The 25,671-nt window shown below is 66.2% G+C and carries 27 protein-coding genes; 10 read left to right on the top strand and 17 right to left on the bottom strand.

Translation table 11 applies throughout. From position 1 onward, the window contains the following. Positions 1-159: 159 nt before the first annotated feature. Positions 160-1,611, bottom strand: coding sequence for a glycerol-3-phosphate dehydrogenase/oxidase (locus JOF56_RS07385; protein WP_209635768.1), 1,452 nt, complete (start codon positions 1,609-1,611; stop codon positions 160-162). Next, positions 1,608-2,198: a TetR/AcrR family transcriptional regulator gene (locus JOF56_RS07380; RefSeq protein WP_209635766.1), complete on the bottom strand. Its 591-nt coding sequence runs from the start codon at positions 2,196-2,198 to the stop codon at positions 1,608-1,610. Before JOF56_RS07380 ends, JOF56_RS07385 begins: the two co-directional genes overlap by 4 nt. A 16-nt stretch (positions 2,199-2,214) precedes the next feature. Between JOF56_RS07380 and JOF56_RS07375 the strand changes: the two genes are divergently transcribed. Then, the gene (locus JOF56_RS07375; protein WP_209635764.1) at positions 2,215-3,810 is read left to right on the top strand and encodes an FAD-binding oxidoreductase; all 1,596 of its coding nucleotides are present in this window, start codon (positions 2,215-2,217) and stop codon (positions 3,808-3,810) included. On the opposite strand, the gene JOF56_RS07370 is transcribed toward JOF56_RS07375, so the two are convergent. From JOF56_RS07370 to JOF56_RS07350, 5 genes are all read right to left on the bottom strand, one after another. After that, complete coding sequence (locus JOF56_RS07370; RefSeq protein WP_209635762.1) at positions 3,800-4,642, bottom strand: DUF3558 domain-containing protein; 843 nt, start codon at positions 4,640-4,642, stop codon at positions 3,800-3,802. The two genes, JOF56_RS07375 and JOF56_RS07370, sit on opposite strands and share 11 nt — an antisense overlap. Before the next feature lie 29 nt (positions 4,643-4,671). After that, positions 4,672-5,064, bottom strand: a complete 393-nt coding sequence (locus JOF56_RS07365; protein WP_209635760.1) for a hypothetical protein — start codon at positions 5,062-5,064, stop codon at positions 4,672-4,674. 53 nt (positions 5,065-5,117) lie between these two features. Beyond that, positions 5,118-5,738: a DUF4232 domain-containing protein gene (locus tag JOF56_RS07360; RefSeq protein ID WP_209635758.1), complete on the bottom strand. Its 621-nt coding sequence runs from the start codon at positions 5,736-5,738 to the stop codon at positions 5,118-5,120. Between the two features lie 93 nt (positions 5,739-5,831). Further along, positions 5,832-6,818: a gamma-glutamylcyclotransferase family protein gene (locus JOF56_RS60005; RefSeq protein ID WP_307854965.1), complete on the bottom strand. Its 987-nt coding sequence runs from the start codon at positions 6,816-6,818 to the stop codon at positions 5,832-5,834. Beyond that, positions 6,815-7,195 carry a winged helix-turn-helix transcriptional regulator gene (locus JOF56_RS07350; protein WP_209635756.1) on the bottom strand — a complete coding sequence of 127 codons (381 nt, stop codon included), beginning with the start codon at positions 7,193-7,195 and terminating at the stop codon, positions 6,815-6,817. Before JOF56_RS07350 ends, JOF56_RS60005 begins: the two co-directional genes overlap by 4 nt. Before the next feature lie 66 nt (positions 7,196-7,261). Between JOF56_RS07350 and JOF56_RS07345 the strand changes: the two genes are divergently transcribed. Then, positions 7,262-8,104 (top strand): NAD(P)H-binding protein, encoded by an 843-nt coding sequence (locus JOF56_RS07345; protein ID WP_209635754.1) that lies wholly within the window; start codon positions 7,262-7,264, stop codon positions 8,102-8,104. Here JOF56_RS07345 and JOF56_RS07340 read toward each other — a convergent pair. The 4 genes from JOF56_RS07340 to JOF56_RS07325 form a co-directional block, all read right to left on the bottom strand. Then, entirely contained in the window at positions 8,094-9,326 is a 1,233-nt protein-coding gene (locus JOF56_RS07340) for a C39 family peptidase (protein ID WP_245378182.1), read from the bottom strand. The two genes, JOF56_RS07345 and JOF56_RS07340, sit on opposite strands and share 11 nt — an antisense overlap. Positions 9,327-9,389: 63 nt before the next feature. After that, the gene (locus JOF56_RS07335) at positions 9,390-9,968 is read right to left on the bottom strand and encodes a PadR family transcriptional regulator (RefSeq protein ID WP_209635753.1); all 579 of its coding nucleotides are present in this window, start codon (positions 9,966-9,968) and stop codon (positions 9,390-9,392) included. Between the two features lie 107 nt (positions 9,969-10,075). Continuing rightward, positions 10,076-11,797, bottom strand: coding sequence for a TIGR03767 family metallophosphoesterase (locus tag JOF56_RS07330; RefSeq protein WP_209635751.1), 1,722 nt, complete (start codon positions 11,795-11,797; stop codon positions 10,076-10,078). 181 nt (positions 11,798-11,978) lie between these two features. Next, positions 11,979-13,616 carry a long-chain fatty acid--CoA ligase gene (locus JOF56_RS07325; RefSeq protein WP_209635749.1) on the bottom strand — a complete coding sequence of 546 codons (1,638 nt, stop codon included), beginning with the start codon at positions 13,614-13,616 and terminating at the stop codon, positions 11,979-11,981. Between the two features lie 424 nt (positions 13,617-14,040). Between JOF56_RS07325 and mihF the strand changes: the two genes are divergently transcribed. The 3 genes from mihF to JOF56_RS07310 all read left to right on the top strand — a co-directional run bounded on the left by mihF (position 14,041) and on the right by JOF56_RS07310 (position 16,477). Beyond that, the gene (gene mihF, locus JOF56_RS07320) at positions 14,041-14,352 is read left to right on the top strand and encodes an integration host factor, actinobacterial type (RefSeq protein WP_209635747.1); all 312 of its coding nucleotides are present in this window, start codon (positions 14,041-14,043) and stop codon (positions 14,350-14,352) included. Between the two features lie 153 nt (positions 14,353-14,505). Then, positions 14,506-15,630, top strand: a complete 1,125-nt coding sequence (locus JOF56_RS07315) for an isochorismate synthase (RefSeq protein ID WP_209635745.1) — start codon at positions 14,506-14,508, stop codon at positions 15,628-15,630. 10 nt (positions 15,631-15,640) lie between these two features. Next, positions 15,641-16,477: a PhzF family phenazine biosynthesis protein gene (locus tag JOF56_RS07310; RefSeq protein WP_209635743.1), complete on the top strand. Its 837-nt coding sequence runs from the start codon at positions 15,641-15,643 to the stop codon at positions 16,475-16,477. A 308-nt stretch (positions 16,478-16,785) separates the two neighbouring features. Here JOF56_RS07310 and JOF56_RS07305 read toward each other — a convergent pair whose 3' ends face one another. From JOF56_RS07305 to JOF56_RS57740, 3 genes are all read right to left on the bottom strand, one after another. Then, the gene (locus JOF56_RS07305; RefSeq protein ID WP_209648070.1) at positions 16,786-17,445 is read right to left on the bottom strand and encodes a YdcF family protein; all 660 of its coding nucleotides are present in this window, start codon (positions 17,443-17,445) and stop codon (positions 16,786-16,788) included. Positions 17,446-17,475: 30 nt separating this feature from the next. After that, a complete protein-coding gene (locus JOF56_RS07300; protein WP_245378181.1) occupies positions 17,476-18,201 on the bottom strand; it encodes a hypothetical protein in 726 nt (241 codons plus the stop codon). A 102-nt stretch (positions 18,202-18,303) separates the two neighbouring features. Further along, entirely contained in the window at positions 18,304-18,558 is a 255-nt protein-coding gene (locus tag JOF56_RS57740) for a helix-turn-helix domain-containing protein (protein WP_307854964.1), read from the bottom strand. Positions 18,559-18,851: 293 nt separating this feature from the next. Here JOF56_RS57740 and JOF56_RS07295 point away from each other — a divergent pair, with 293 nt between their 5' ends. After that, the gene (locus tag JOF56_RS07295; RefSeq protein WP_209635741.1) at positions 18,852-19,112 is read left to right on the top strand and encodes a hypothetical protein; all 261 of its coding nucleotides are present in this window, start codon (positions 18,852-18,854) and stop codon (positions 19,110-19,112) included. A 54-nt stretch (positions 19,113-19,166) separates the two neighbouring features. Beyond that, positions 19,167-19,481, top strand: a complete 315-nt coding sequence (locus JOF56_RS07290; protein WP_209635739.1) for a hypothetical protein — start codon at positions 19,167-19,169, stop codon at positions 19,479-19,481. Positions 19,482-19,517: 36 nt separating this feature from the next. Here the strand turns inward: JOF56_RS07290 and JOF56_RS07285 are convergent, their stop codons facing one another. After that, positions 19,518-20,123, bottom strand: coding sequence for a hypothetical protein (locus JOF56_RS07285; protein WP_209635737.1), 606 nt, complete (start codon positions 20,121-20,123; stop codon positions 19,518-19,520). Further along, a complete protein-coding gene (pdxR, locus tag JOF56_RS07280) occupies positions 20,120-21,547 on the bottom strand; it encodes a MocR-like pyridoxine biosynthesis transcription factor PdxR (protein WP_209635735.1) in 1,428 nt (475 codons plus the stop codon). Before pdxR ends, JOF56_RS07285 begins: the two co-directional genes overlap by 4 nt. Positions 21,548-21,633: 86 nt before the next feature. On the opposite strand from pdxR, the gene JOF56_RS07275 reads away from it, so the two are divergent. From JOF56_RS07275 to JOF56_RS07265, 3 genes are all read left to right on the top strand, one after another. Beyond that, positions 21,634-22,206 carry a TIGR03086 family metal-binding protein gene (locus JOF56_RS07275; protein WP_209635733.1) on the top strand — a complete coding sequence of 191 codons (573 nt, stop codon included), beginning with the start codon at positions 21,634-21,636 and terminating at the stop codon, positions 22,204-22,206. A gap of 95 nt (positions 22,207-22,301) precedes the next feature. Beyond that, a complete protein-coding gene (locus JOF56_RS07270) occupies positions 22,302-22,748 on the top strand; it encodes a hypothetical protein (protein WP_209635731.1) in 447 nt (148 codons plus the stop codon). A gap of 39 nt (positions 22,749-22,787) precedes the next feature. Next, complete coding sequence (locus JOF56_RS07265) at positions 22,788-23,960, top strand: PucR family transcriptional regulator (RefSeq protein ID WP_209635730.1); 1,173 nt, start codon at positions 22,788-22,790, stop codon at positions 23,958-23,960. 78 nt (positions 23,961-24,038) lie between these two features. Here JOF56_RS07265 and JOF56_RS07260 read toward each other — a convergent pair whose 3' ends face one another. Next, on the bottom strand, positions 24,039-25,670 hold the full coding sequence (locus tag JOF56_RS07260; RefSeq protein WP_209635728.1) for a substrate-binding domain-containing protein: 1,632 nt from the start codon (positions 25,668-25,670) through the stop codon (positions 24,039-24,041). Between the last annotated feature and the right edge of the window lies 1 nt (position 25,671).

Genomic DNA, 25,671 nt, shown 5'->3' with positions numbered 1-25,671 from the left:
CGGAGGAGTGGACGACGAGTGGTGAGGTGGACACAGGGGAGGGACGGGACACGCGGTGGAGGGGGAGTTGCCTGGAAGGGCAAAGGTTTGAGGTAGCGGGGCGACATCGAGGGAGGGCTGTCCGTCAAACAGGTCAATGCCAGGGACGACCAAAGGAGCTCACACGAGGGCGTTCACGAGTTGGGTCAAGGGTTCGGCTTCGGTGGGGATGAGGGCGATGCGGGTGCGTCGTTCGAGGATGTCGGAGGCGTCGAGGGCTCCTTCGTGTTCGAGCGCCCAGGTGACTTCGCCGACGGTTAGTGACGGGTGCAGAGGGGATGGATCGAGGGCGGCGACCTTGACTGCCTCGGTTCCGTATTTGGCGATGAGGCGGGCTGGGGCGGGGATTTGGCCCAGTGCGGTGCGGGAAGCGGCGCCGACCAGAGGGATGTTCTTGGTGCGGGCGGAAGTTGCAGTCAGGTTGGTTGCGTCGACTGCGTCGGAGGCCATGCGGCGGTAGGTGGTGAATTTGCCGCCGACGATGGTGATGACGCCGGAAGGTGAGGTCAGCACCGCGTGCCGGCGGGAAATGTCCGAGCTGGAGCCGGGAGCGTCGAGCAGTGGCCGCAAACCCGCGTACGACCCCAAAACGTCGACGTGGCTCAGAGGGCGTTCCAGAACGGAAGAAGCGATCGACAGCAAGAAGTCGATGTCAGCCGAAGGTACGACGGGAACATCGGGAAGAGGCCCCGAAACGGGTTCGTCAGTAAGGCCGATGTAAACGCGTCCATCCAACTGAGGCAATACGAGCACGAAACGGTTGCGTGCGCCCGGAACGGGAACGGTCAACGCGGTGGAGGCGGAACCGGCCACGACGATGTGTGAGCCGAGAGAAGGCCGCAGCCGCACGGAAGGCTCGAGCTGACCGGCCCACACTCCTGTCGCATTGATGACGCGACGCGCTCGGATGTCGAAAGACGTTCCGCTCAGGGAATCCAGGACGACGGCGCCGCTGCCGTCCACGGACAAAGCCTTGACCCGGGTCAGAATCCGGGCGCCATACCCCGCAGCGGTCCGCGCCAGGGCGACGACAAAGCGGGCGTCGTCGACCAACTGTCCGTCATACGAAAGTAAACCGCCGCGCAAACCGGCGCGACGCAAACCCGGCGCCAAGGCCAAAGCCTCAGCGGCAGGAATGCGCCGGGGACGAGGCAACAGTGAGGACGGAGTACGGGCCAAACGCCGCAGTATGTCGCCGGCGCGTAGTCCGGTCAACGCCAATGCCGGGGAACTGCCTGAATACAAAGGAATGAGCTGAGGCAGCGCCCGAGTCAGATGCGGAGCCGTCCGGGTCATGATGATGCCGCGTTCGACCGCGCTCTCGTAGGCGAGCCCCACGTCGCCCTGCGCCAGGTACCGCAGGCCGCCGTGGATGAGCTTGCTTGACCACCGGGATGTCCCGAAAGCCAGGTCATGGGCCTCGATCAGCACCACGGAGAGCCCACGGGAGGCAGCGTCCAGCGCGACTCCGGCGCCGGTGACGCCGCCGCCGATGACCAGAATGTCGCACACTGAGCAGGCGGCGGCTGAAAGGTCGAGGGTGCGGCGTTCGGCGTTGAGCGAGGTGTTCATCGGAGCTCCAGCGCGCCGTCGATCAGTCGCGCCAGCTCGAGCAGCAGGGCCGCACGGTCCACATCGGACGTCGCGGGCCGCAGGGACAATACGAAGGACTGGACCACCAGCAAGAGGGCGCGGGCCTGGATGGCCACGTCGCCCTCCCGGATCGAGCCGTCGTCGTGGCCTGCCTTGATCTGGTCGGCGATGAACTGCTCGGCGAGTTTCTGGGTGCTGCCCAGGCGTTGCACCACGTACGGCATGATCAATTCGGGTTCGAGGTCGAGCGCGGCCCGCATGATCGGGTTGTCCACGAGTCCTTCTACGCCCGCGACGATGCCGGTGACCAGCCTTTCCCGGGCGGTCGGCCCGGTCAGGGCGAGGGACATCTCGGCGAGCAGGCCGCCGAACTCGCGCGTCATCAGTGCTGCGATCAGGCTGCGCACATCGGGGAACCGCCGGTACAGCGTCATCCGGCTGACCTGGGCGCGCCGCGCGACCTCGGTCAGCGTCGTACGCCCCACGCCTATCGCGAGCACGCAGGCTCGGGCGGCGTCGAGGAGTACGTCGTCATCGACTCGATTGCTGTGACGTTGTGACGTCATGTGTCACACTGTACCTATGGCGAACCGAACTGACCAGCTCCTGAGGGCCGCGTGGACGGATCAGAGCGCCGAGCTGCCGTCGCACGCGTTGCGCTGGCTGCGGGAGGAGACCGGTCTGGGGCACGTCGAAACGCCGACGCGCGCCCTCACGGCGCCGCCCTCCGAGCTGTCGGACAAGGCCCGGGAGGTCCTGGCCGGGATCGTGGGCGCGGGCAACGTGCTCACCGACGACGCCGCCAGGCTCGGCCGCGCCGGTGGCCTCTCATACCTGGACCTGCTGAAACACAAGGGGATCGGCACGCCCGAAGTCCCGGACGCGGTCATCCTCCCGGCGGATCCGGACCAGGTCACGGCGGTTCTCAAAGCGTGCGCGGAGTTGAAGGTCACGGTCGTGCCGTTCGGCGGCGGGACGTCAGTGGTTGGGGGAGTGCGCGCGGAGGGCGCGGTCATCCTTGACCTTGCGCGGCTGGATCGTCTGGTCGCGGTCGACCAGGTGTCGCGGTTGGCCACGTTCCAAGCAGGTGTACGCGCGCCGGACGCTGAGCGTGAGCTGGCCGTATACGGACTCACGCTCGGTCATGTGCCGCAGTCGTTCGAGCGCGCGACGATCGGTGGTTTCGCTGCGACACGGTCAGCTGGTCAGGCGTCCTCGGGTTATGGCCGGTTCGAAGACATGGTCGAAGGCGTCCGGATGGCGACGCCGCGTGGTGACTGGCGGCTGGGTGTCGCGCCCGCGTCGGCTGCCGGACCGGATCTGAAACAGCTGGTAGTCGGTAGTGAAGGCGCATTCGGTGTGATCACCGAGGTGACTGTGCGCGTACGCCTGTTGCCGAAAGTCCGCCGCTACGAGGGGCTCGTGTTCGACGGCTGGGAGAAGGGCTCCGAGGCGGTACGAAAACTGGCGCAGGACCGAGTTCTGGCCGACGTCACCAGACTGTCCGATGTGGATGAAACAGGTGTTTCCTTCGCCCTGACCGGCGGACTGAAGGCCAAAGCACTGAGCACCTATCTCAAAGCACGCGGAATCAAAGAACCCTGCATGCTGATCCTGGGCTGGGAAGCGCAGGACAATCACGAGCTCACGGTTCGCCGGGCCGAGACCCTGAGACGACTGAAAGGCGCCGTCCGGCTGGGCCGTCCGCTCGGCGAAGCCTGGAAGCACGGCCGGTTCAACGGCCCACGTCAGCGTGACGCCCTGATGAACGCCGGAGTCTGCGTCGAAACCCTGGAAACGGCAACACATTGGTCGCAGCTGACCAAACTGCGGTCAGCCGTGAGAACAGCGCTGACAAACGCGTTGACCGAAGGCAGCAACAAGCCGATTGTCATGTGCCACATCTCGCACGCCTACGAGACCGGCGCCTCGCTGTATTTCACCGCGATCGTGCCGCGCGCCGTCCGAGACCCGGAAAACCAATGGCGCCAGGCAAAAACCGCGGCCTGTGAAGCCATCGAAGGGCTGGGTACGATCTCTCACCACCACGCGGTCGGTATCGACCACGCGCCCTACCTGGCCGCCGAGATCGGCGATCTGGGCGTGGACGTGCTCAAGGCCGTGAAGAATGTGCTTGACCCAGAAGGGATCCTGAATCCGGGCAAGCTCATACCCTAGCGGACTCGTTGGCCGCGTTGGTCGCCTTCGCGCACGGGTCGGAGCCGGACATGACCTGGAACCGGATGGTGAAGTAGGAGTTGGTCAGCACGGGCTTGAGCATGACCATCACCTCGCAGCGGTCGAGCGTGTCGGATTCCTGGTGGCGCATGGCTTCTTTGCCCGCCACGGTCACCGGTTCGCCGTGCGCGTGCCCTTCCATGTTCACGATTTCATAGCTGATCAGCAGAGAACCGTCGGCTCCGGCCAGCTCGCAGTTGATAATTGTCGGCCGACGGATCTGCTTGAGCGCGCCGATCTCCTTGGTGAACTGGTCGATCGGCTGGCACGGATCCTTGCCGTGAAACGGTGACGCGGCCTGGTTCTGTGGCGGTGTCTTGAGTTTCGGGGCGACCGCGGTGGCGACATCACGCGCCTGGGCGCATTGCTTCTCCAAGTCGTCGCCCTCGATCGAGATGCTGATCCCGGTATCGCCGGTGATCTTCACGGTGACCGAACACGACGCGTCCTGGAACGCCAGGACGCCACCGAGATCGACCGGCACGGCGTCCGCGACGACGCGTTCGCCGACGTACGCCCGCGCGACGATCTGCGTGCCGTCGGGCGCGGTGATCGTCGCGACGCAGTTGTGTGCGCTGGCGCCGGTGAATGCCGGGGCCTTGACCTGACCTAGTTTCGCGAGCGCGGCCTGGTCCAGGATCGCGCAGGAATCGATGTTCCGCATCGCCGCCCACTCGTCCGGCGGCACGGGAACCGAGCTGGTCGCGGCGTCAGTGCCACAACCGGCCAGCAGGAACAGGGCCACGATCACGCAACGCAGTCGAACCCTCATACACCGTGATAGTACCCACTGGTCCAGACCTATTCGACCCTTGTTTTCCGCTTCCGGACCGCACCGAGCCAGATCCAGCCGATCATGCCTCCGAAGAACAACACCCAGGCGGGCGTCGCACGCGAGTCGATGGCCCGGTCGCACATGCCCACGTACTGCACGAGCACCAGCTCGGCCGGCTTGCCAAGACTGCTCGCCAGCCGCGGCGTCTCCACGCCGCCGAGGATGTTGCCGCAGCTCACCTTGACCGTCGACGTGGTGTCCAGGGTGGATACCCGGACGGGGAGCAGGGCCAGGATCAGGCCGAGCAGCAGCGCGATCGTGGCCAGTGCGGCCACGAAGGTCCGTGGCGGCAGCGTGATCCGGTCCAGCGGGTCGGGTGGCTCCGTGGCCGCCGGAAGGGGTGTCATCTGCGCGGTCATGCACTTCAGCGTGCCTCTTGTGGCCCGCCGAAGGGTAGTGAACCGGCGAAGAATTACTTGTAGTAAGCGGACCCGTCGATCTTGCCCTGCTCGCAGACCGAGCCGAAGTCGAACTTGACCATGAACGGTTCGGTCTCGTCCGGCGGGATCACCTTCGCGCCCGCCGACGCGGGCTCACATGGGCCCTCGACCGGTTCGGTGCCGTCCGGAACCGCGCCCCAGTGCAGGTTTTTGTACGCCTTCTGGCCGGGTTCCAGCCGGACCAGCGACGGACCGGGGTCCGGCTGACGGGTGAGCTTGGTCGGCGTCGGGGCACCGGCCGCGTTGGTCAGCTGCAGGCCGCCGTAGCCGTACAAAGTGCACGCTTTGGAGCCGGTGTTGGTCACCGCGAGTTTGACGTAGCGGTTGCCTGCCGCGGCGTCGCCGCTCTCGATCACGCCGGACAGCGTCGTGGGGCCGCATCGCGGCGTCTGGTCGTTGCGCACGCTCGGCGGGCGTTCCGGCTCGCTCGAGGAGCCTGACGAAACCGAAGGTGAGGGTGACGTCTGCGTTGGTGTCTCCGTCACGGTCACAGTTTGCGGTGGTTGAGCGGCCGGCTTGTCGTTGCCGCACGCGGAGAGCGCGCCGAGCGTCATCACGGCCACGCTCGTGACCATCAGCCTGCGTCGGACCATGGTTCCACCTCCCGAAACGTTGTTACAGGTACTACCAGTAAGGTCGGGTACCCGCGCGTCGGGTTGTTGTCACTCACACGGTCAGGCGAATTCTCACGTCTTCCACAGGTAGGCCCAGCACACCGTGCCGTCGGCGGTGATCGCCCGGATTCGGCGGTATTCATCACCTTCGTACGAATCCAAAGTGGCCAGTGCGGCCCCCGGTGTGCGCAACGGCAGCACCCATCCGGGTACCTCGTTCGTGCCGCGGAGCAGCCCGGGATAGCCGAAGCCGGTGTCGAAGACCTCGCCGTGGATGCTGGCCGGATACGGCTCGCCGTCCACCCAGGGCTCGACCAGTTCCCACGCCGACGCGCCCGGTCTCAACGTGCCGTACACGAAAACCCTTGCGGGGTAATCCTCCGGTATGGGTTCTCCGTCCACAGCGGATACATCGAGATTCATCGCAGGCGCCGGCGTGCCGGTCAGGTTCTGTGCCTCGGCCTGGCCCAGCGAAGCGCAGCGGACCGGTTCACCCGAGACGAGCAATGGCCGACGGATCTCGGCTTTCCCTGTGTAGGAAAGCAATTCGTCCCAGACTGTGCCGTCTTCCAGTCGTACGGTCCCGCTGCGCAGACGCGACAACTGGTACCGCTCGCCACGGCCTTCGCAGACGTCCAGCACGCGGACCTGCGCGGGATCGGCCATCCAGACTGCGTGCGTCTCGGTCGCGCCGGGCATCGCGGTCAACGTGACCGGCCGTTGCGTGTCCACGACTCGCAGCCCGGCTGCCCAGACCGCGGCCAGCCCGGTGCATTCGGCTCGCAGTACGACAACCGGCCCTTCCAGGCCTAGGTTCTCACGCAACCAGGTGATCTTGCTCGGATTGGCGTTCGAGCCGTACGTCAGCACGGGCACGCGCTCGGCCAGCGTCGGTGCGTCCCGCGCGGCGAGCCACGTGTCCAGGTCGTCCCCGGTTGCTGTGACCTGCCAGGACGGCATCAGCTGCCAGCCTTTGCCGTCGAGCTGGACGTAGGAACAGGATGGGCGCGCGCCAGGGTAGGGTGCCGCGGGGTACTCGGCGTCTTCGAATGTGCTCACGCAGTCGCCTTGCGCCGGTCGTAGGCGATCTGGGCCGCTTCGAACTCGGCCCAGTTGTTGCCGATCAGCTCGAACAACGTGTTCACCGTGGTGGCAGCGCGCACGCCCAGGTCGGTCAAGCTGTAGTCGACGTGCGGCGGGATCACCGGGTGGACCAGCCGGTTGACCAGACCATCGCGCTCAAGCGTCTGAAGGGTCTGCGACAGCATCTTCTCGCTGACGCCGCCGATCGCGCGGCGCAGCTCGCTGAACCGCAGCGTTCCGGAGCGCAGCAGCAGGATCTGCACCAGCACGCCCCACTTGCTGGATATGTGTTCCATCACTGCCCGGGAGGGGCAGTTCACGTCGAAGACGTCCCATACCTGCACGCTTTCCATGAGGTAAGTATATGACATCAAAGTGGCTACTTTCCAAGAGTTAGTACCCCTCGTAGCGTAAGTGGCATGACAACTCTGCTGACCGGGGCGACCGGACAACTGGGCGGGCTGACCGCCAAGCACCTGCGCGAGCGCGCTGACTTCGTCGTTTCGGTCCGGGATCCCGCCAAGGCGGCCGATCTCGGCGTCGAGGTCCGCCAGGGCGACTTCACCGATCCGGACGGCCTGGCGAAGACGTTCGCCGGCGTGGACAAGCTGGTCCTGGTCTCCGTCGACGGCCCCGACGAGCTGCGCATCAAGATCCATGCCAACGCTGTCGCGGCAGCTCAGCGCGCGGGTGTGCAGCACATCATCTACACGAGCGTGTCGGACGCCGCGACCTCACCGCTGGGCCTGGCCAAGGTCCACAAGGCGACCGAAGAAGCCATCCGCGCGACCGGGATCGCGTACACCTTCCTGCGCAACGGGATGTACCACGAGAACTACACCGGCCAGCTGGCGCAAGCCCTGCCACTGGGCGCTTTCCTCACCTCCGCGGCCACCGGGAAGATCGCTACCGTCGCGCGGGACGACCTCGCGCTGGCCGCGGCGATCGTGGCAGCCACCGACGGCCACGAGAACAAGATCTACGAGCTCACCGGCGCACAGGCCTGGACCTTCGACGAGTTCGCCGCGCTGGTGGCCGAGGCCACCGGGAAACCGTTCGTGCACCAGAACATTCCGGCTGCCGAGCTCACGGCGATCTACGTGGGCGCCGGGCTGCCGGACTTCCTGGCCGAGGTGCTGACCGACATCTACGTCAACATCGGCCACGGCGTGCTCGCGGACGTCCGGCCAGACCTGGAGAAGCTGATCGGACGCCCGGCAAGCCCGCTGGCGCATGCCATTCGCGAGGCTGTCACCTCGTGATGATGTAGGCGACGCCACCGGGGCCGCTCGCCACGGTCCCGTCGGCGCGGTAGCGCTTGGTGCGCTGCCAGATGTTCTCGAACTGGGCGCGCTTGTACACGTTGCGGACACGGTCGTTGCTCGACGAGGCAGGGTCGTTCACGATCACATCACCGGTCGCGGTGAATCCGATCACGACCATGATGTGCCCGGCCGTGCCGTACCCGGCGCCGTCCAGTTCCGAGGACAGGAACGACTGCGACGTGATCACCGGGATGCCGCGCTTGATGTAGCCCTCCAGTTCGGCCAGCGAACGCAACCGGGTGACGTGCGCGTTCAGCCCGTAGGTCGCCGCGTAGGCCGTGTTGAACGGCCAGTTCCCGGTGCCGTCGTAGTCCTTGTCGTAGGTGAAACGGGCCGCGTGGTCCACGCTCGGGTCCGCATAGGACGGATCGACCCACGCCAGGTCCTTTTTGGTCGGACGCCTGCCCCAGTACTCCACCACCATCTGGGTCGAGGTCGGGCTGCACCACGCCTCACCGCCACCGCCGTACTCGGGGTACTGGCCGACGTGGATGTTCTGCGAGTACGGCGGCACCGGCAGTTCGATGCCCCACGCGCCGCCAGATGGACTGGTGGGTACGGAGAACCGGTCCGGAACGGCGGAGGTCATGGCACCGGCCATGGTCAGCGTGGGCGACTCGTGCGTTCCTTTGGCGCGATACAACGTCACGCGCAGCTGGTAGGCGTGCAACGTCGTCCGCCCGACGAACGTGTCCACGTCGACAAAGCCGTACGCGTCAGACTGGTTGGGCAGGCTCGTCCGCGTGACGTCCTCGTCGCCGGATGCCCACTGGCCCATGCCGTACCACATGGTTTCGGCGCCCGCGGTGGTCTCGCCGCGCATGTCGACTCTTAACCAAGTGCCCTTCGGGGTGAGCGCGTTCCAGGACGCGACGAGCTGCGTCGCGTCGAATCCCTGCCGGTATACCGGCGATGTCCAGGTGCCGTACTCGTAAGTCCGGGTGCCGGACTTCGGTTCGGTGTGCTCGATCGTGCCCGCCGGACGGCCGATCCGCACTCCTCGCAGGCTGGGGATCAGGCCGTCGCGCTTGCCCGTGAAGAGGAAGTCCGCGCCTTTCCAGGCGTGGAAGTCCACGGGGGCTGTGGGCGACACGGCTTGAGCCGGGACAACGGGTAACACCAGCAGCATGGCGATGGTCAGCAGGGCCAGACGGTTCATGGCAGCTCCCTAGCGAGGAATGGGAGATATTTTCGCCATGAGGCAAGATCGTGTAAACCGCTGTCAGGGCGGATCGCGGTCGAGTTCCTCCATGAAGTCCTTCCAGAACTTCTCCACCGTGCGCTCGTAGCGCATACCCAGCTCAAGCGTCTTGAGCTGCCAGCGGTCCGCCCGTGCCTCGATTTCCGCGCGTTGCTGGATGTAGCCGTCGGCGCGGGCGCGGTGCGACTGGTAGCGGTCACGCGCCAGCCTGCGGATGTCCTCCGGCGACGCGCCCATGCCGAAGAACAGCTTCAACAGGCCCGTGTCGCGGACCTCGGTCTGCTCAAGGGTCGGCTCGGCCAGCCACTCCGCCAGCGCTTCACGGCCCTGGTCGGTGATGGAGTACGTCCGCTTGCGCCGGCCGCCCTGCTCGGTGGTCTGGCTGACCAGCCCGGCCGCCACCAGCCGGGCCGGCTCGTCATACAGTTGGGAGTGCGCGAACGCCCAGAAGTTGCCGATCGTCAGGCCGATGCGTTGCTTGAGCTGGTAGCTCGTGGCGGGGCCGTAGGACAGCATGCCGAGCACGACGTATGACGTCGCGTTCAGCTTGCGGGACCGTCCGGTGGTCGGTTCGGCGGACTCGGCGGGCAGCGGGGTCACCTCCTGGCAGGAGTCTCGCCCTGACCATAGCGATCACTGGGCGGTTCTGCCGCTTCCGGCCGTCACTATGGAATCACACGCCCGCTGCCCGCGTCCGGGTGAAGGCGTCAGAACGGCTTGACGAGCACCAGTTCGGTGTTGTGGTCCACCGCCGCGCCCAACCGGCCCGCTGATGCGTGCAGGTCATTGGCTGCGATCTCCCGGTACAGCGAAGCCAGCCCGGCGGCCGAGCCGTCACCGAAGTCGGTCCGGTACGGGCTCTCCGCCTCGATCAGGGTTGTGAACAGCGACAAGGTGCCGTCGCCGTTGTCGGTCAGCTCGATGATCCTGGCCTGCTGCGGGAAGTCGGTGTGCGAAGCGGTGTTGATCTCCCAGAAGCCTTGCGCCGGAGTGGCACCCGGATGGGCGATGATCTCGTTGCGGTGGGTGTGGCCGTTCACCCACGCCACCACGTTCGGGAACCGGTTGAGCAGCGCGACCAGAGCGGGGCCGTCGTGGCGTCGTTCGAGAAGATTTGTCGGGTCCGGCAGCAGGTTGCCCATGGACCCACTGGTGTGGTGGCTGAAAAGAACGAACAACTGGTCCGGCGCACTGCTGCGGACCAGATTGCCTTTGCTGTCGTAGTACCGGGAGCTGCCGCCCTTGAGGGTCTGCTCGATCCACTTGAACTGTTTGTCGCCCAGTGAACCTTCGGCCAGGCCGGCCCGGTTGGTGCTGTCCATGCCGATGCCGATCACGCCGGGCGCGACCTGGAACGTGTAGTACAGGTCCTTGCCTGCGGCGTTGGCCGGGCCGAAACCGTGCCCGACCGGTCCGGGGCCGGTGTTGGCCGGATCGCGGTGTGCGGCAACGTATTCCTTGGGGCTGAACGGTTTGCGGCGTGCGTCGGGGGTCACGCGGCGGACCGGTCCGCTGAAGTTCAGCAGCAGCTCGACGGCCTTCAACGGCGAGTTCTGCATGGCCTGGGCCAGTTTCGCCGCGTCGGCCTCGGAGGCGAAGCCCTCGATCTTGGTCGAACCGGTGTAGATCCCGTCGATGAGCGGGATGCCGCTGGGGAAACTGCCCTGCACGCTGTCGTCGTGGTTGCCGAACACGCTGTACCACGGCCTGGTCAGGCCTGGGCTGCTGAACGGCTTGATCGCGTCGGTCAGCAGGCCCGGTATCTGCGGAAAACCCTTGGCCTTGTACATGTCCGCGGTGCTGTCGCCGGGGTTCCAGTACAGCGTCGCGCGGGAGTTCTGGACGCCCTCGAACCGGGCCGGGTCACCGGTGTTCGGCGTGACCGTCCCGCCATTGAGGACAGTCAGGAACCATTCGAGCTCGATCTTCTCGTGGTTGTCGGTGTTGTCGCCGGTGCAGAGCACGAAGTCGAACGCCCGCCCGGTGTACGGCCCGGACTGCACGCTGTTGACCCGCTTGACCAACGCTGCCGCACCCTGGGTGGAAAGCGTCTCGTGTGGACGGTGTGCCGACCCGATGAACGGGTGTACGTACTCGACCCGGGCCGGGCTCTGCGCGTCGATGATGTGCAGGTCGGTGAACTGGACGAACGACGTGAGCGCGGTCCGGCGGTCGTCCCGGCCGGACTGCGGAGCGGTCAGATCGGGCCGCACCACAAGCGGCCAGCCAGGTCCCGCGGTGATCCGTTTGAATCCCGTGCCGGTCGGGGTCGCGACGGCTTCGAGGGTGGTTCCAGCTGTGCTGACAGTGCGCTTGGTCGTCTCGCGCAATGCCCGGTCGAGCGCCTGTGCCGGGGTACCGGCGAACAGGCCGAGCGCACCGGCGGCACCGGTGGCGTGCAGCAGACTCCGACGGCTGAGGTTGGCCATGCGGCGATCCTGCCGGAGAACGTGAAGGAAAGTCACTACTCCGATCGTCTTGTTCACGTTGCACTGAAAGTCTATTTAGGACGCTGAGTACAAAGTTGAGTTGTCACAAGACGAACTGTGCTCAAACTCCTGCCCAATAGGAGTGGACGGCCGCCGGTCGGGGCGGCCGTCCGGCCTTGCGTCAGGTCAGGTGTTTGACGTCGAGCTGGCCCTCGGCGTACGCCGCGCGGATCCGCTTCTTGTCGAACTTGCCGACACTGGTCTTGGGGACTTCCTCGATATAGGTGAAGTTCTCCGGCACCTGCCAGCGCGCGACCTTGTCGGTCAAGAACTCCCGCAGCTCCTCTGGTTCGACCGTCTGGCCCTCCCGCAGCACGACCGCGACCAGTGGCCGCTCGTCCCACTTCTCGTCCGGGATGCCGACGACCGCCGCCTCGGCCACGGCCGGATGCGCCATCACCTGGTTCTCCAGCTCCACCGAGGAGATCCACTCACCGCCGGACTTGATCACGTCCTTGGACCGGTCGGTCAGCTTCAGGTACCCGTCCGGGGTGAACGCGCCGACGTCCCCGGTGCGCAGCCACCCGTCCCGGAACTTCTCGGCGCCCTCACCGTCCTCGTCCTGCCGGTGGTACGACGCCGCGATCCACGGCCCGCGGACCTCGAGCTCACCGACGCTCTCGCCGTCCCACGGGACTTCGTTGCCGTCGTCGTCGATGAGCCGGCACTCGACCGACGCGGGCGGACGGCCCTGGGTGTACCGGTAGACCCACTCCTCGTCGCCGGTCACACCGGCCGGTGGGCGCGCGACGCTGCCGAGCGGTGACGTCTCGGTCATGCCCCACGCGTGCGTGATGTGCACGCCGTAGCGATCGTTGAACGCGTGCATCAGCGCGGGAGGGCAGGCCGACCCACCGACGACGACGTCACGCAGCGACGACAGGTCCTTGGGGTTCGCCTCGAGGTACGCCAGCAGGCCCTGCCAGATGGTCGGCACCGCGCCGGCGAACGTGGGCTTCTCGGCCTCGATCATCGCGGCGATCGGCTCGGGCTGCAGGAACCGGTCGGGCATCAGCATCGAGGCGCCGACCATCATCGAGGCGTACGGCAGGCCCCACGACATCGCGTGGAACTGCGGCACGATCAGCAGGGCCTTGTCCGAACCGGCCAGGTTCATGCTGTCGGACATGCAGACCTGCATCGAGTGCAGATAGATCGACCGGTGGGAGTAGACGACGCCCTTCGGGTTGCCGGTGGTGCCGGACGTGTAGCACATCGCGGCTGCCTGACGCTCGTCGATCTCAGGCCATTCGAATCGCTCCGGGCGCCCGGCCAGCAGCTGCTCATACGAGTGAACTTCGACCCCGGCAGGCGCCTCCAACGCCTCAACCGGGCCGTTGGCCACCACCACGTGCTTCACGGTCTCGAACGTCGGCAGGACACGCGCGAACAGGGGCGCCAGCGAAGCGTCGACGATCACGACGTGGTCGGCGGCGTGGTTGGTGATGTAGGTCAGCTGCTCGGGGAACAGCCGGAGGTTCAGGGTGTGCAGAACCGCGCCCATGGCCGGTACGGCCAGGTAGGCCTGCAGGTGCTCGGCGTTGTTCCACATGAACGTGCCGACTCGCTGGTCACCGGTGACCCCCAGGTCACGCAGGGCGTGGGCCAGTTGCGCGGCCTTGCGCCCAGTCTGTCCGTAGGTCTCTCGCCGTGGCTCCGCACCGGTCCAGGTGATCACTTCGCTGGACGAGTACAGGCCGGTCCCGTGGTCGACTATCCGGCCGATCGTGAGGGGGGCGTCTTGCATCGTGCTCAACATGGGGCTCTCCCGCTGTGTCCTGCGTCACCGCATCGTGCGTCTGACTGCACAGTAGATGGTCATCACCTCGAGACGATGAGGTTCGGCTCACGGTCACAGGTTGCGATTGAATCTGACGTGGGGTAGCCGCCGAAATTCCGCTGAATCAGCAGCAAGAGGGCAAAAAACGTGGCCGAAACAAGCGGCCGTGCGGGCTTGCTGATCACTCGCCCGGGTAGCCGGGAAACTCCCCTGGCGGGTGAATTACGGAGAGTTGTCCCTGGTCGTGAGCAGGATGTTCGGCGGAAACTCCCGCGTGTCGGGGGTATGTTCCGCAGGTGGGTGTCGTTTACTGGGCGCGTCGTCAGGCGCGGTCAGGCCCAGAAAAGGGCGGTGGAAATCGCACCGGCGGCACCAGAGACTCGACATAGGAAGGAACAGCACGTTGGCTCTGCCTACGTTGACTCCCGAGCAGCGCGCTGAGGCGTTGGCCAAGGCCGCCGAGGCTCGCAAGGCGCGCTCCGAGCTGCTTGCTTCGATCAAGGCCGGCACGACCACCATCGACAAGGTGCTCGCCAAGGCCAAGGAAGACAAGACCATTGGCAAGACCAAGGTCAAGCAGCTGCTCATGGCCGTGCCGGGCCTCGGCGCGGTGAAGGTCACCAACCTGCTGGAGAAGGCAGGCATCGATGAGGCCCGGCGGGCAGCCGGCCTCGGCGACCGTCAGCGCACCGCGTTGATCGACGCTCTCAAGTGAGAACGGCCTGGTAAGACGGTCCCGTGAGCCGTTCCGCAAGGCCGGCGGAGCGTGCTGAGGGGGTCGTCTGACCGGGCATAAGTGACTTGCTGAAGGTGGCCCTCGCATGACGAGGGCCACCTTCAGCAGTTTCGGGGAGGCTCGCGGGGCACGATGAAGGGTGTGGATGTGGATCTGATCGACAGGTATCAGCCAGGCTCCTTCTACTTCGCCACCCCCGACCGCACCCTGCTCGCCGCCGACCCACGACAGGTCCTCTCCGAGAAGGACACGGACGCCCTGTCCACCCAGGTGACCGAGGCCCTGGCGGAGGACGGCGGGATAGCCGTCGGCGCGCTGCCATACGACAACACAGGCGAGGCGCACGTACTGCTGCCGTCCTCGGTGTCCTGGTCCGGCCCCCACGACTCAGGTCCACAACAGGCCGTCCTGTCGAGCCACACCGTCACGCCCGAACCGGCTCCTGAGGAGTACGAGCGCCAGGTCGACAAGGCCCTGAAGCTGCTCAACGCGGGCGCGCTCGGCAAGGTCGTGCTCGCCAGAACGCTGCGGATCGACCTGGCCGAGCGACTGGACCTGCGGCGGGTCCTGACCGGCCTGGCCGCGATGAACACGCACGGTTACACGTTCGCCGCGCCGCTACCCACTCCTGGCACGACCCTCATCGGCGCCAGCCCCGAACTGCTGGTCCGCCGGACCGGACGCACGTTCGAGTCCCGGCCGCTGGCCGGTTCCCGGCCTCGCGGCAATGACCCTGTGCAGGACCGAGCCAACGCGCAGGCCCTGCTGGCGTCCCGCAAGGACCACGAGGAACACCAGCCGGTGGTCGAGGCCGAGGTCGAGGCGCTGCGGCCGTTCTGCCGCAAACTGAACGTGCCCCGCACGCCATCGCTGGTGAGCACCCCCAGCATGTGGCACCTGTGCACCAAGATCACCGGTGAGCTGACCGACCCAGCCGTGACGGCGTTGACGCTTGCCGCCGCGCTGCACCCCACCCCAGCCGTCTGCGGCTCGCCGACGAAGGACGCCCGAGCGGCCATCGCGCAGATCGAAGGCTTCGACCGCGGTTTCTACAGCGGCGCTGTCGGCTGGGTCGACAGCGCCGGCGACGGCGAATGGGCTGTGTCGATCCGGTCGGCCGAAGCCACTGACCAGTCACTACGCCTTTTCGCGGGGGCCGGGATCGTGGCCCGCTCGCAGCCCGCGGCCGAGCTGGCAGAGACCTCGGCGAAGTTTCAGACCTTGTTGCGTGGCATGGGTCTTGATCTGAAGCTGTAGGTTCTGCGTCATGCATCCGTATGTCGTGGCTGATGTCTTCACCGAGCAGCCGCTGAAGGGCAACCCGGTCGCCGTGTTCACCGCCGGCCAGGACGTGCCCGCCGAACTCATGCAGGCGATCGCGCGGGAGACGAACCTCTCCGAGACCGTGTTCGTGCTGCCGGCCGACCAAGGCGGGGACGCCAAGGTCCGGATCTTCACCCCGGCGATCGAACTGCCCTTCGCCGGGCACCCGATCCTCGGCACGGCATACGTGCTCGGCCAGTCGACGGACCAGGACGTGATCACCCTCGAGACAGGCAAGGGCCTCGTCCCGGTCACCCTGACCCGAGCGGGCGGGCGCATCGTGTCCGGCCGGATGACCCAGCCGGTCCCCACCTGGCAGGTCTTCGAAGAGGCAGGTGAGCTGCTGGCCGCCATCGGCGTCCGGTACTCCGTGCTGCCCGTGGAGGTCTACACCAACGGGCCCAGGCACCTCTACGTGATGCTGGACAATGTGGACGCAGTAGCCGCCCTGCGCCCAGACCTGTCCATATTGGCCGGACTGCCCGAAATCGGCGTGAACTGCTTCGCCGGCTCAGGCACCGAATGGAAGACCCGCATGTTCGGCCCATCCCTAGGCGTGGCAGAGGATCCAGCCACCGGCTCAGCCGCGGGCCCGCTCGCGGTGCACCTCGTCCGCCACCGCAAAGTCCAGTTCGGCCAAGAGATCACCATCAGTCAGGGCGCCGAAATCCACCGCCCCTCAACCCTTTACGCCCGCGTCGAAGGCAACGCCGAACGCATCGACAAAGTCGAAGTAGCCGGCAGCGCAGTCATCGTCGCCCACGGCCAGCTCGTTCTCTAGCGTCTTCTGGTTCAGCCGCCCCCGACTTGCGGACCCGATGGCCATAGGTCCGCAAGTTGCCGCGGTGGCAGCGGATCGCGGTATGCGCGCCGGTCTTTTGCATTCAACCCGGTGTCGTCACGATTGCACTTCGTACGTGCTCTGGGCCGAATTTCATCAAGGTCCATAGGGTGTTTAGGTGCTTCGCTTGGAACCAAACGGTCGGTGGATGGGTGTTCATCGTTGGTGTATTGAGATATGTGATCACGATATCTCGTTCATTGAACGGTGCTTGATTGATGTATTTGGCGCACCCGGGGCCGTCAGCACTATGTCGAGAGCAGTCGGCTTGTAAAGCCCGCTGACACCAGGCGCTTGTAGGCGGTCTGGACTTGCTCTGGTACCTCTTGGGCAATGGCGAACCCGCGCTTCGGATATTCCATGACACGCTGAAGGTCGCCGACCATCATGTCGATGACCAAAGCGCTATCGCCCATGACCTTGACGTACTCCTCAAATGTCAATGGTGCGGATGCGCAGATCGGTGTTACTTCTGGCCACGCTTGACGGCATGTCGCGTAAGCTCGGCGCTCCATGTAGGGCATCGACACCAGAAGCAGCGAGTCAATTCGCAACCCGGAGCTGCGGAGAACCATCTGGGACAACGTGATGTTGTCGCCGGTATTGGTGGCATGAGGTTCGACAAGAATTGCCTCGGCTGGGACGCCGAGGTCCATAGCGCGTTCGCGGTAGTGGACAGCCTCGCCACGTGGGAACACACCCCAGGTGTCCCGGCTGGTCGCACCGCTGAACACGATGATCGGGAACAGGCCGCGGTGGTACAGTTCGGCCGCGTAGGTTGCCACGCCAAGATCGTTGCAACCCAGGCCGATGGCTGCGCTGCAGGGCTGAAGACAATGGTGCAGTTGGTGATACTCCCAGACAAGCTCGGCATCGGCCCACTCATCGTCGCTCACCTGGCGGTGCACCTCGATCACGTGTTCTCCTTGCTCGGATACCTAGATAGGCGACGGTCCGCGTTCAAAGGTACTGCGAATCCCTTCGATGCTCCGCAGCTGGTGCCGTAGCCCGTATCGCGCCGACAGGCGCGCGGTTTCGTCCAGGATTGAGAGCCCATTATCACTGGTGTCGCGGTCCGACAGGAGGATATGCGCGTGCGCGGTATGGAGACGTATTCGCTGTATTGGGGCCTCGGTGCGTCGATTGGTCAATGCTACCTCAATGTGTCGCAAGGCTCCGTTCAGGTTGCCTGCCCCGCGGTGAGCTAGGGCCAGCTTTTGATGCGCGATGGACCAGTCGAGAGGTTCTTCCAGTGCTTCGAACGCCTGGATTGCCGGGAGGATATGTTGTGTAGCCGATTCATTCTGGCCAAGCTTGCTTAGTGCGGTGCCGATCCAGAGCTTTGCCCTGGTGCGGTCACGCTCGTCGAGACGGCCATCAGCTGCCAATGTCCGATAACGCTCCGCCGCCGGCTCCAGACACCCGGACATCTCGTCGACAACTGCGAGCTGTAGCTCGACTTGAGCCGTGCGGCGTGGCAAATGAAGATCGGTGAAGACGGCCAAAGCTTTCTGGTAACTGTGCTTCGCGGAGAGTGGCCCGGCAACGATGCCTTGATCCTGTTGTACGTCCCCCAGAAGACGAAGTGAGCGACCATACAGGTGCATTCCCCGCGTGTTGCTGCTGTTCGGGACGAACTTTCGCATCCAGCGGTCAATGAGCATGGTCGCCCCGTCGAATTCCTGTCGGCTCAGGCACATCAGAGCACGGTCAAGGTCGTCGGCCCACCAGTCGTAATCCAGTGCGTCCGCGTGTACGGGTGATGGTCAGCTCAGCGATTCGCTGACCGACTCCGCGATCAATCTCTTGAACCTTATGTGTTCCTCTTCGGTGGCCTGGTTGAGTGCGGTGTCAAGTATCGCCTGGGTGTCCGGTCTTGGGACGGTCGCCTTGCCGAGCTTTTCCCATTTTGAAACTGTGCGCGGTGCAATACCCAGACGGTCGGCAAACGCCCGAAGGCTGAGGCGTAGGGCGTGCCGAAGTGCGCGGGCCTCCCGCCCGCTCCACTCCTGAACTGACACCAACTCGCCGCTCCTTCCCGTAGGGCATCAAAGCATCCTGCCGAACCGAGTGCATCGGAAGTGCAGCAGAAGTGCAACACCAGTTCGTTTCGCAATGTGCAGGGCAGGACGAGGCTGATCACAGGTACCCGGTGCCGGCTGGTCCTTCGCCAGCGCGTCTCAGCAACGCCCTGACTGAAGCTCGCTGATCCTCGACCGCCGGCGCTGGGTGCCACCACTTGATCCTTGATGAACGTGGAGCGGCGTCAATGACTGGAATGCGCAACTGCCGCTCGCGAATCGTGCGGAGAAGAATGACCACACCCCTGACGCCGGCGCGTATGGAGATCAAGTGCGCAAGGACTGTTCGTGAGGTGCGTGAAAGCGCTGCGGACATTCTTGCTGCTGTGGGGGCGGTCAAGCTGCGCCGGATCTCGCTGTTTCGTGCGACGAAATGGGCGGAGGTCGCCAGCGACGCCTATCTCGGCGACCGTGAATACGCTGATGTCCAGTGGGTGCGCGCGGCCGAGTGGTTACGCATCGGGTGGAGCCTTCCTGCCCCGGCGACGCAATGAATGTCCGCTGACGCTCGCCAAAAGACGATGCGGCAAACTCACCTGGAGGTCGTGATGTCCAATACGACTGAACTGTCCAATGTCGACCAAGGGGCCGGTTCAGGGTCGATCGCCGACGAAACAGAGCTCGCCGAGATGGTCGCGTATCAGACGCCTCGGGTATTCGCGATCGTCCTGGAGTACCTGGAATACGGTGAGCGCGTCGGAGCTGAGATCGTCGCCTGGGGGATGGCACTCGACGAAGGTGCGTACGTGATCACGGTCGATGGTGTGAACCAATACCTGTTGGACGCCCCTGAAAACGCTCTGCACTACCTCGGCTGCCGGCCGGGTACGACGCCTCGGCTGGTGTGGGCTGTCCCGGCGTGAGCCAGCGCCTGGCTGGCTCACGCCGGAGGAACGACGTCAGGGGAGGCGGACCACTGTGAGGTCGTAGTTGGCCTCGCTGGTCTGCGACCCGCTGCTGCCACGCAAGGTCAGGGTGTGCTCGCCTGGCGAGAGGGGCTGGAGACGGACCCAGAGGCCGCAGCTGAAGCCTTCCTTGCTGCCGCCGCCTGTGTCGTAGCTGATTTTGGTGGGTTCGGCCTTCTCCAGCTGGACGGGTTTGTCGTCCAGCAGGGCTTCGCCTTTGGCCGCGGTCAGGAATTTGGTGCAGGCCGCCGCGTCGGGTGCGATGTGGCCGATCGCGGGCCCGGCGATCGGGAGGGTGGCCGGGACCTGGCAGTGCCGGTCGGCTGTGCCGCCGTTTGTTCCGGCTACCAGCCATACGCCGAAGGGCTGGCTGTCGCCGCAGTACTGGCCGGTCGGGTCGGCCACCGGGCTGGGGTCGGCCGAGTTGGCCCAGCTCCACCAGAGGCTCTGCAGGCGTTCCGGGGTCAGTGGCTCGGCCTTGACCTGCTCGACGGGCTGGTCGTCGGACGCTGGCTCCGGTGACGGAGCGGGCGGGGTGCTGGAGCATCCGGCCAGCAACAGCAATGCGGCTACGCCGATGGACACGGGGCGTCGGATCACCGGCGAATCGTAGCGGGCTTGATGCAGGCCCTCAGCCGGCGTAGGCCCGAGTCGATATCGGACAGTGCGATCGAGCCGTAGCCGATCACCAGTCCGCCTCGCCCCGCGCGCTTCATCCTGAAGGCGGACAAGACATACACGCCGACGCCGGCTTCCCGGGCGCGGTAGTAGACGTCCCGGTCGGGTGCGTCCTCGCAGAGGTACGCGCACAGGTGGATGCCTGCCACGGCGGGCAGCGGCTCGAGCAGGCCGGCGAAGTCGCTGCGCAGGATCGCGGTGATCCGGTCGTGCCGGGCCTGGTACTCCCGCCGGGTGCGGCGGATGTGGCGGGCGAACTGCCCCTCGTCGATGAACTCGGCGAGCGCGCCCTGCAACGGCCGGGCGGACTGCCAGTCGCTGACGTACTTCGCCGCCTGCAGGGCCCGGCGCAGGCTGGGCGGCGCGATCAGGAAGCCCAGCCGCAGACTCGGCAGGAGCACTTTGGACAGTGAGCTGACGTAGATCACGCGCCCGGTGCGGTCGATGTTCTGCAACGGTTCGATCGGCCGGCCGCTGAACCGGAACTCGCTGTCGTAGTCGTCCTCCACGATCACCGCGCCGGTCCGTTCGGCCCAGTCCAGCAACGCCGTCCGGCGCGGCAGGGACATCGGTACGCCAAGCGGAAACTGGTGTGACGGCGTTACGTACACCAGGCGCGCGTTCGAGGGCAGCGCGTCCACAACGAGTCCTTCGCTGTCCACCGGCACGCCGACGACCTTCGCACCGTGCGAGGCGAACATGTGCCGTGGCCCGAAGTAGCCGGGATCTTCCACTGCCACAACGGTTCCCGGTTCGAGCAGGACCCGGGCGATCAGGTCGAGCGCCTGCTGCGCGCCGTTGGTGACGAGCACGTCCTCAGCCGTGGCGCGGACAGCGCGGGAGACGCCGACGTGCCGGGCGAGCGCGGCGCACAGGCCTGGATGGGATGCCGCGGCGTCATGGGCCATTGATCCGATGGCCGTAGGAGTGAACTGCCGGGCCATCAACCGGCGCCAGGTGGCGTACGGGAACAGCTTCGCGTCCGGGACACCCGCCCGGAAGTCGAACTCGACCGGTTCTGTGTCGATGAGAGGCACACCGACCTCGTCCCAGATTGCCCGGGGCCGCAATCCCTTGCCGCTGGCCGGTTGTGGCGGTCGCTCGAATCCGGCCGCCTGGACATACGTGCCCGCGCCGGCTCTCGCGGCCACGAATCCTTCGGCGGTGAGCCGGTCATACGCGGCGCTGACGGTATTCCGGGCCACTTCCAGCCGCACGGCCAGCTCCCTGGTCGGTGGCAGCACATCGCCTGGCCGCAGCCTGCCGTCCAGCACAGCCTCTTTGACCTGCTGGTAGATCTGGCCGGTCAGGTCGTCCCGGCCGAGCAGGCTGACATGGAACTCCACCTGGTCGAGGGTAGCCGGATTGGCCCAGTCGAACTTGCCGATTTTGGCCCTTCCAGGGTGCCGCTGGGCTTCCCTAGGGTTTTCGCGTGGACTTCCGGGACCTCGACCGCCAGGCCATGAAGCTGGCCGGTGAAGTGATCAGCCACGTCCGGCCGGACCAGTTGCGGCTACCGACGCCCTGCGCCGACTGGACCCTGCACGGCCTGCTGCGTCACCTGGTCAGTGAGGATCTCGCGTTCGCCGCCGCGACCACGGCGGGTACCGGTCCGTCCGAAGTGGACTGGAACGCCGGCCGGCTCGGTGCCGACCCGGTCGCCGACTACCAGCGGGCCGCGGCGGGCTATCTGACGGCGTTCGAGCCCGATCACGTGCTCGGCCATCCGATGCGGATCAACGTGTTCGGCGTGTTCCCGGGTTCTGTGGCGGTGTCCATGCATTTCGTCGACACGATCGTGCACGGCTGGGACGTCGCCAAGACGATCGGCGTGCCGTACGCCCCTGACGCGGACCTGTCCGTCGCCGCGTTGAAGATCATGAAGCGGTTCCCGCCGGAGCGCCCGACACCAGCCTTCGACGTCCAGGTGGCTGTGCCGGAGAACGCGAGTGAACTGGACGAACTGCTCGCCTACGTCGGCCGGGAGCCCGGCTGGGCGAGGTGATGGCCGGTCGGCAGCGGGCTGGGGGTCCGCTGCCGGCTCGCATGTTCGGCCTGGGTGCATCCATACTGTCCGCTAGCCGAACAGCGGAGGCACCTGTGACTGACACGCCGGCCATACAGAACCGGGCCACCTGGCTGGACTGGGTCGGGGTGGGTGCCGGGATCGCCGCCCTGCTGGCGAGTTTCCTGCCCTGGTACCGGGTCGCCGAGTCGCTCGTGGGTCAGGCCGAGGCCGCAGGCCAGCAGACGTGGATCACCGTCTGGGAGGGCAACTTCCTCGCCTGGTTCCCGATCGTGCTGCTGATGGCGGTCAGCGTGTTGCTGGTATGGCAGCGGTTCGGCAAGCCCGTGCAGATGGTGACGTCGCTCTGGCTGACGCTGGCCCTGCTGGCGGTGGTGATGATCCTGCTGCGCTGGATCACGCTGCCGGAGGGCATCCGGTCGGGTTTCGGGCTATACCTGGGGCTCATAGTCGCGGTCTGCTCGGTCGTCGCGGGTTTCCTGGCGTTTCGCGGCCAGGAGCGCGCCAATCAGGCTGGATGAGGGTATCGGCAGGGGTGAAGACCAGGTTAAAGTCCGGGTATGGGCGCTCGGATAATGGCAACGCCGCTGCCTGACGAGCTACTCGACCTGGCCCGTTCACAGCGTGACCAGGTGCCGGAGCTGTCGAGTCAGCTGATCAGGCTGCTCAGCGAGAAGACCGAGTGCTACCGCCGGGTGGCCCGGGACTATCCCGAGGAACTGCGCAAAGTCTGCGAAGTACACCTCAACGGCGCGTTCAGCTCCTTCATCGAGCACCGCGAGGTCGAGCTGGGCAATGCGCTCAAGACCGGCCGCGCCCAGGCCCGGATCGGGATCACGCTGCCGGACGCGTTGCGCGCGTACCGGCTGGCCGGCACGTTCATCTACGAGGTCCTGGTCGAACGCGGCGGACGGCCCAACAGCGTGACGCCCGAACAGATGCTGCAGGCCAGCACGATGGTCTGGCGGATCATCGACGCCTACTCCGAGGCGCTGACCACCGCGTACCGCGAGGTCGAGGCCGAACGCGGCCGGCTGGACGACAAGGCCCGGTCGGCGTTGATGGACGGCATCCTGGAAGGCCGGATCGCGCAGCGCCCGGACCTCGAGGACGCCGCTGGAGTGCTCGGGCTGCCGTCGTCGGGCAAGCTCGTCGTGATCGTCGCCGACGATTCCAGCGTGGTCGACGCGATCGGCTCGCGTGCGGTGTGGCGTCGCCGCGTGCATTCGGCCGGTGTCGACATGAACGTCGGCATCATGGCCGTCGGCACGGGTCTGGACGCGTTACGTGAAGTCCTTGCCAAGACTCATGGTGTGGTCGGCGTGAGCACTCCGTTCACGGACCTGACCGAAGTGCCCACCGCGTTGCACCGCGCCAGGATCGCGCGCCGTTCCTTACCGCACGGCGCCAACGGTGTTGTGGTTTTCGGGGATCTGCCTGTCGCCGCAATGGTTGCCGGGGCGCCCGCGCTGGCCGCCGAGCTGGCGCACGAGTTGCTCGCGGGCGTGCTGGCCCTGCCGCCCGCCGAACGGGAGATCCTGCTCAGCACGCTGGAGGCGTGGTACGAACAGGACGGTTCGGCCAAGAACGCGGGCAAGAACCTCTACGTCCATCCGAACACTGTGCGTTACCGGATTCGGCGGATCGAGGACCTCACCGGCCGCGACCTCAACCGGCCGGTGTGTGTCGCGGAGCTCTACCTGGCGCTGCAAGCGGTGCGGCTGGGTCTGTAACTTTCCGTAGGCAAGATCGCATCCCATGCATAAACCGGCCCTCGCCGAGCGAGGGCCGGTTCGTGGACTGCTGTTTGGCTACTTGGTGGCGCCGCCGGAGATGACGCGGCTCAGTGCGGCGAAGAAGATCTCGTTGATCTTGTTCGGATCGGCCGTGGCGAACGTCTGACCGCCGGTCGCCTTGGAGATCGCGTTCAGCTCGTTGACGTCCACATCCGGGCCCATGCCGATGAACACGATCGGCAACGGCCGGTTCGGGTCCTGCATCTTGCCCAGCTCGGCCAGCAGAGTTTCCCGGTTCACACCGCGCCCGTCGTCGTCGTTCTTGCCGTCGGTCAGGATCAGCACCAGGTTGATCCGGCCGGGCTCCCAGTTCTGCCGCGCCGACTGGTACGCGGCCAGCGCGGTGTCGTACAGGCCGGTCCGGCCGGTCTGCGTGGCCTTGATGCCCCGCAGCTTCTCGAACAGGCCTGCCTGAATCGACTCGTTGAGCGGGAGGACCGGTACGACCTCGCGATAGTCCTTGTCACCGTCCAGTTCGGCCGAGAACACCCAGATGCCCAGCTTGGTCCGCGGGTTCATCAGCCTGATGCCGCCCTCGGACGCCTCCAGGGTGATCTGCATCCGGGTCTTGCCCGACCCCGGGATGACGCCGTTCATCGAGCCGGACACGTCCACCACAGCCTGGATCCGCGATGCCCGGCTGATCCCGGCCCACGTGTTGAGCACCTGGTCCAGGTCGGCCGTCCGCGGCGGGGGCACCGGCCGCAGCTGGCGCACCACAGTCCGGTTGTCCGCGGGCGGAGTACCGGGCACGCGGCCGTCCGGGAAGCGCAAACCGTTGGCGGCCAACGATTCCTGTATGCCCGGAGCCAGCAGCGCGCTACGGAACTTGGCGGCCGCGATGCCGACCTCGTTGCTGGTGGGCAGAACCGCGTACGGGTAGTCCAGCGAAGGCGCGGCAGGCTCCGGGTAGACCGCGACGAGCTGCTCGTCCTTGCGCTTGGCGTTGTTGTCCAGCAGGGCATGTTCCGAGGTCGGGAACGCGGTCAGCGGCGGCGTGCCCGCGGTGGCGTTGGTCTTGCTGAAAAGTTCCGATGCGCCGGATGCCGCATTCGGCGACAGCTTGCGCAGCACCGCGACGGTGTTGGCCGCCGGGTCGGACGTCAGCGCGGTCACGCCACGCACTGCGATCAGGGCAGACACACCGACGGCGTCGACTGAGGGGTCGAGCATGCCGATGTTCAGGTCGCTACCGGCCTGGCCGATGATGTCTGTCCAGTTGAGCTGCTTCTGCGGCCAGCCGCGGCTCTTCGCCGCCTGCTCGGCCAGGGCCATCACCACGGGGGAGCTCGCGATCGACGAACCGGTGTCCGGCACCTGGCTGGCGCCCTTCTCCCGGGCCCGGCGCAGCCACACGGTCGAGTCCGGCAGCCACACCGCGGGCGCGTTCGACGCGTTGGGCGCCGACAGCTGGTCCGCCGTGGTCGCCGAGTCGTTCACGACCATCTCGACCCGGTAGCAGGTGTCGATGTCGTCGGGCTTCAGCCCGCGTGCGACCTGGTCGACCACCGGAGCGATGTCAGGCGCGGCCACGACATTGAGGACTGTCGGGTTGGCGCACTTGGCCTCGGCGGGATTGCGCAGCCGGTCGACGGTGAACCAGGCGACGCCCGCCACCAGGGCGCCGACCAGTACGATCACCAGCATC

The sequence above is a fragment of the Kibdelosporangium banguiense genome, from assembly GCF_017876405.1.
GTDB classification, from domain to species: domain Bacteria; phylum Actinomycetota; class Actinomycetes; order Mycobacteriales; family Pseudonocardiaceae; genus Kibdelosporangium; species Kibdelosporangium banguiense.
The sequence above is the reverse complement of the archived record's forward strand: the minus strand, read 5'-3'. Positions and strand labels throughout refer to the sequence as shown.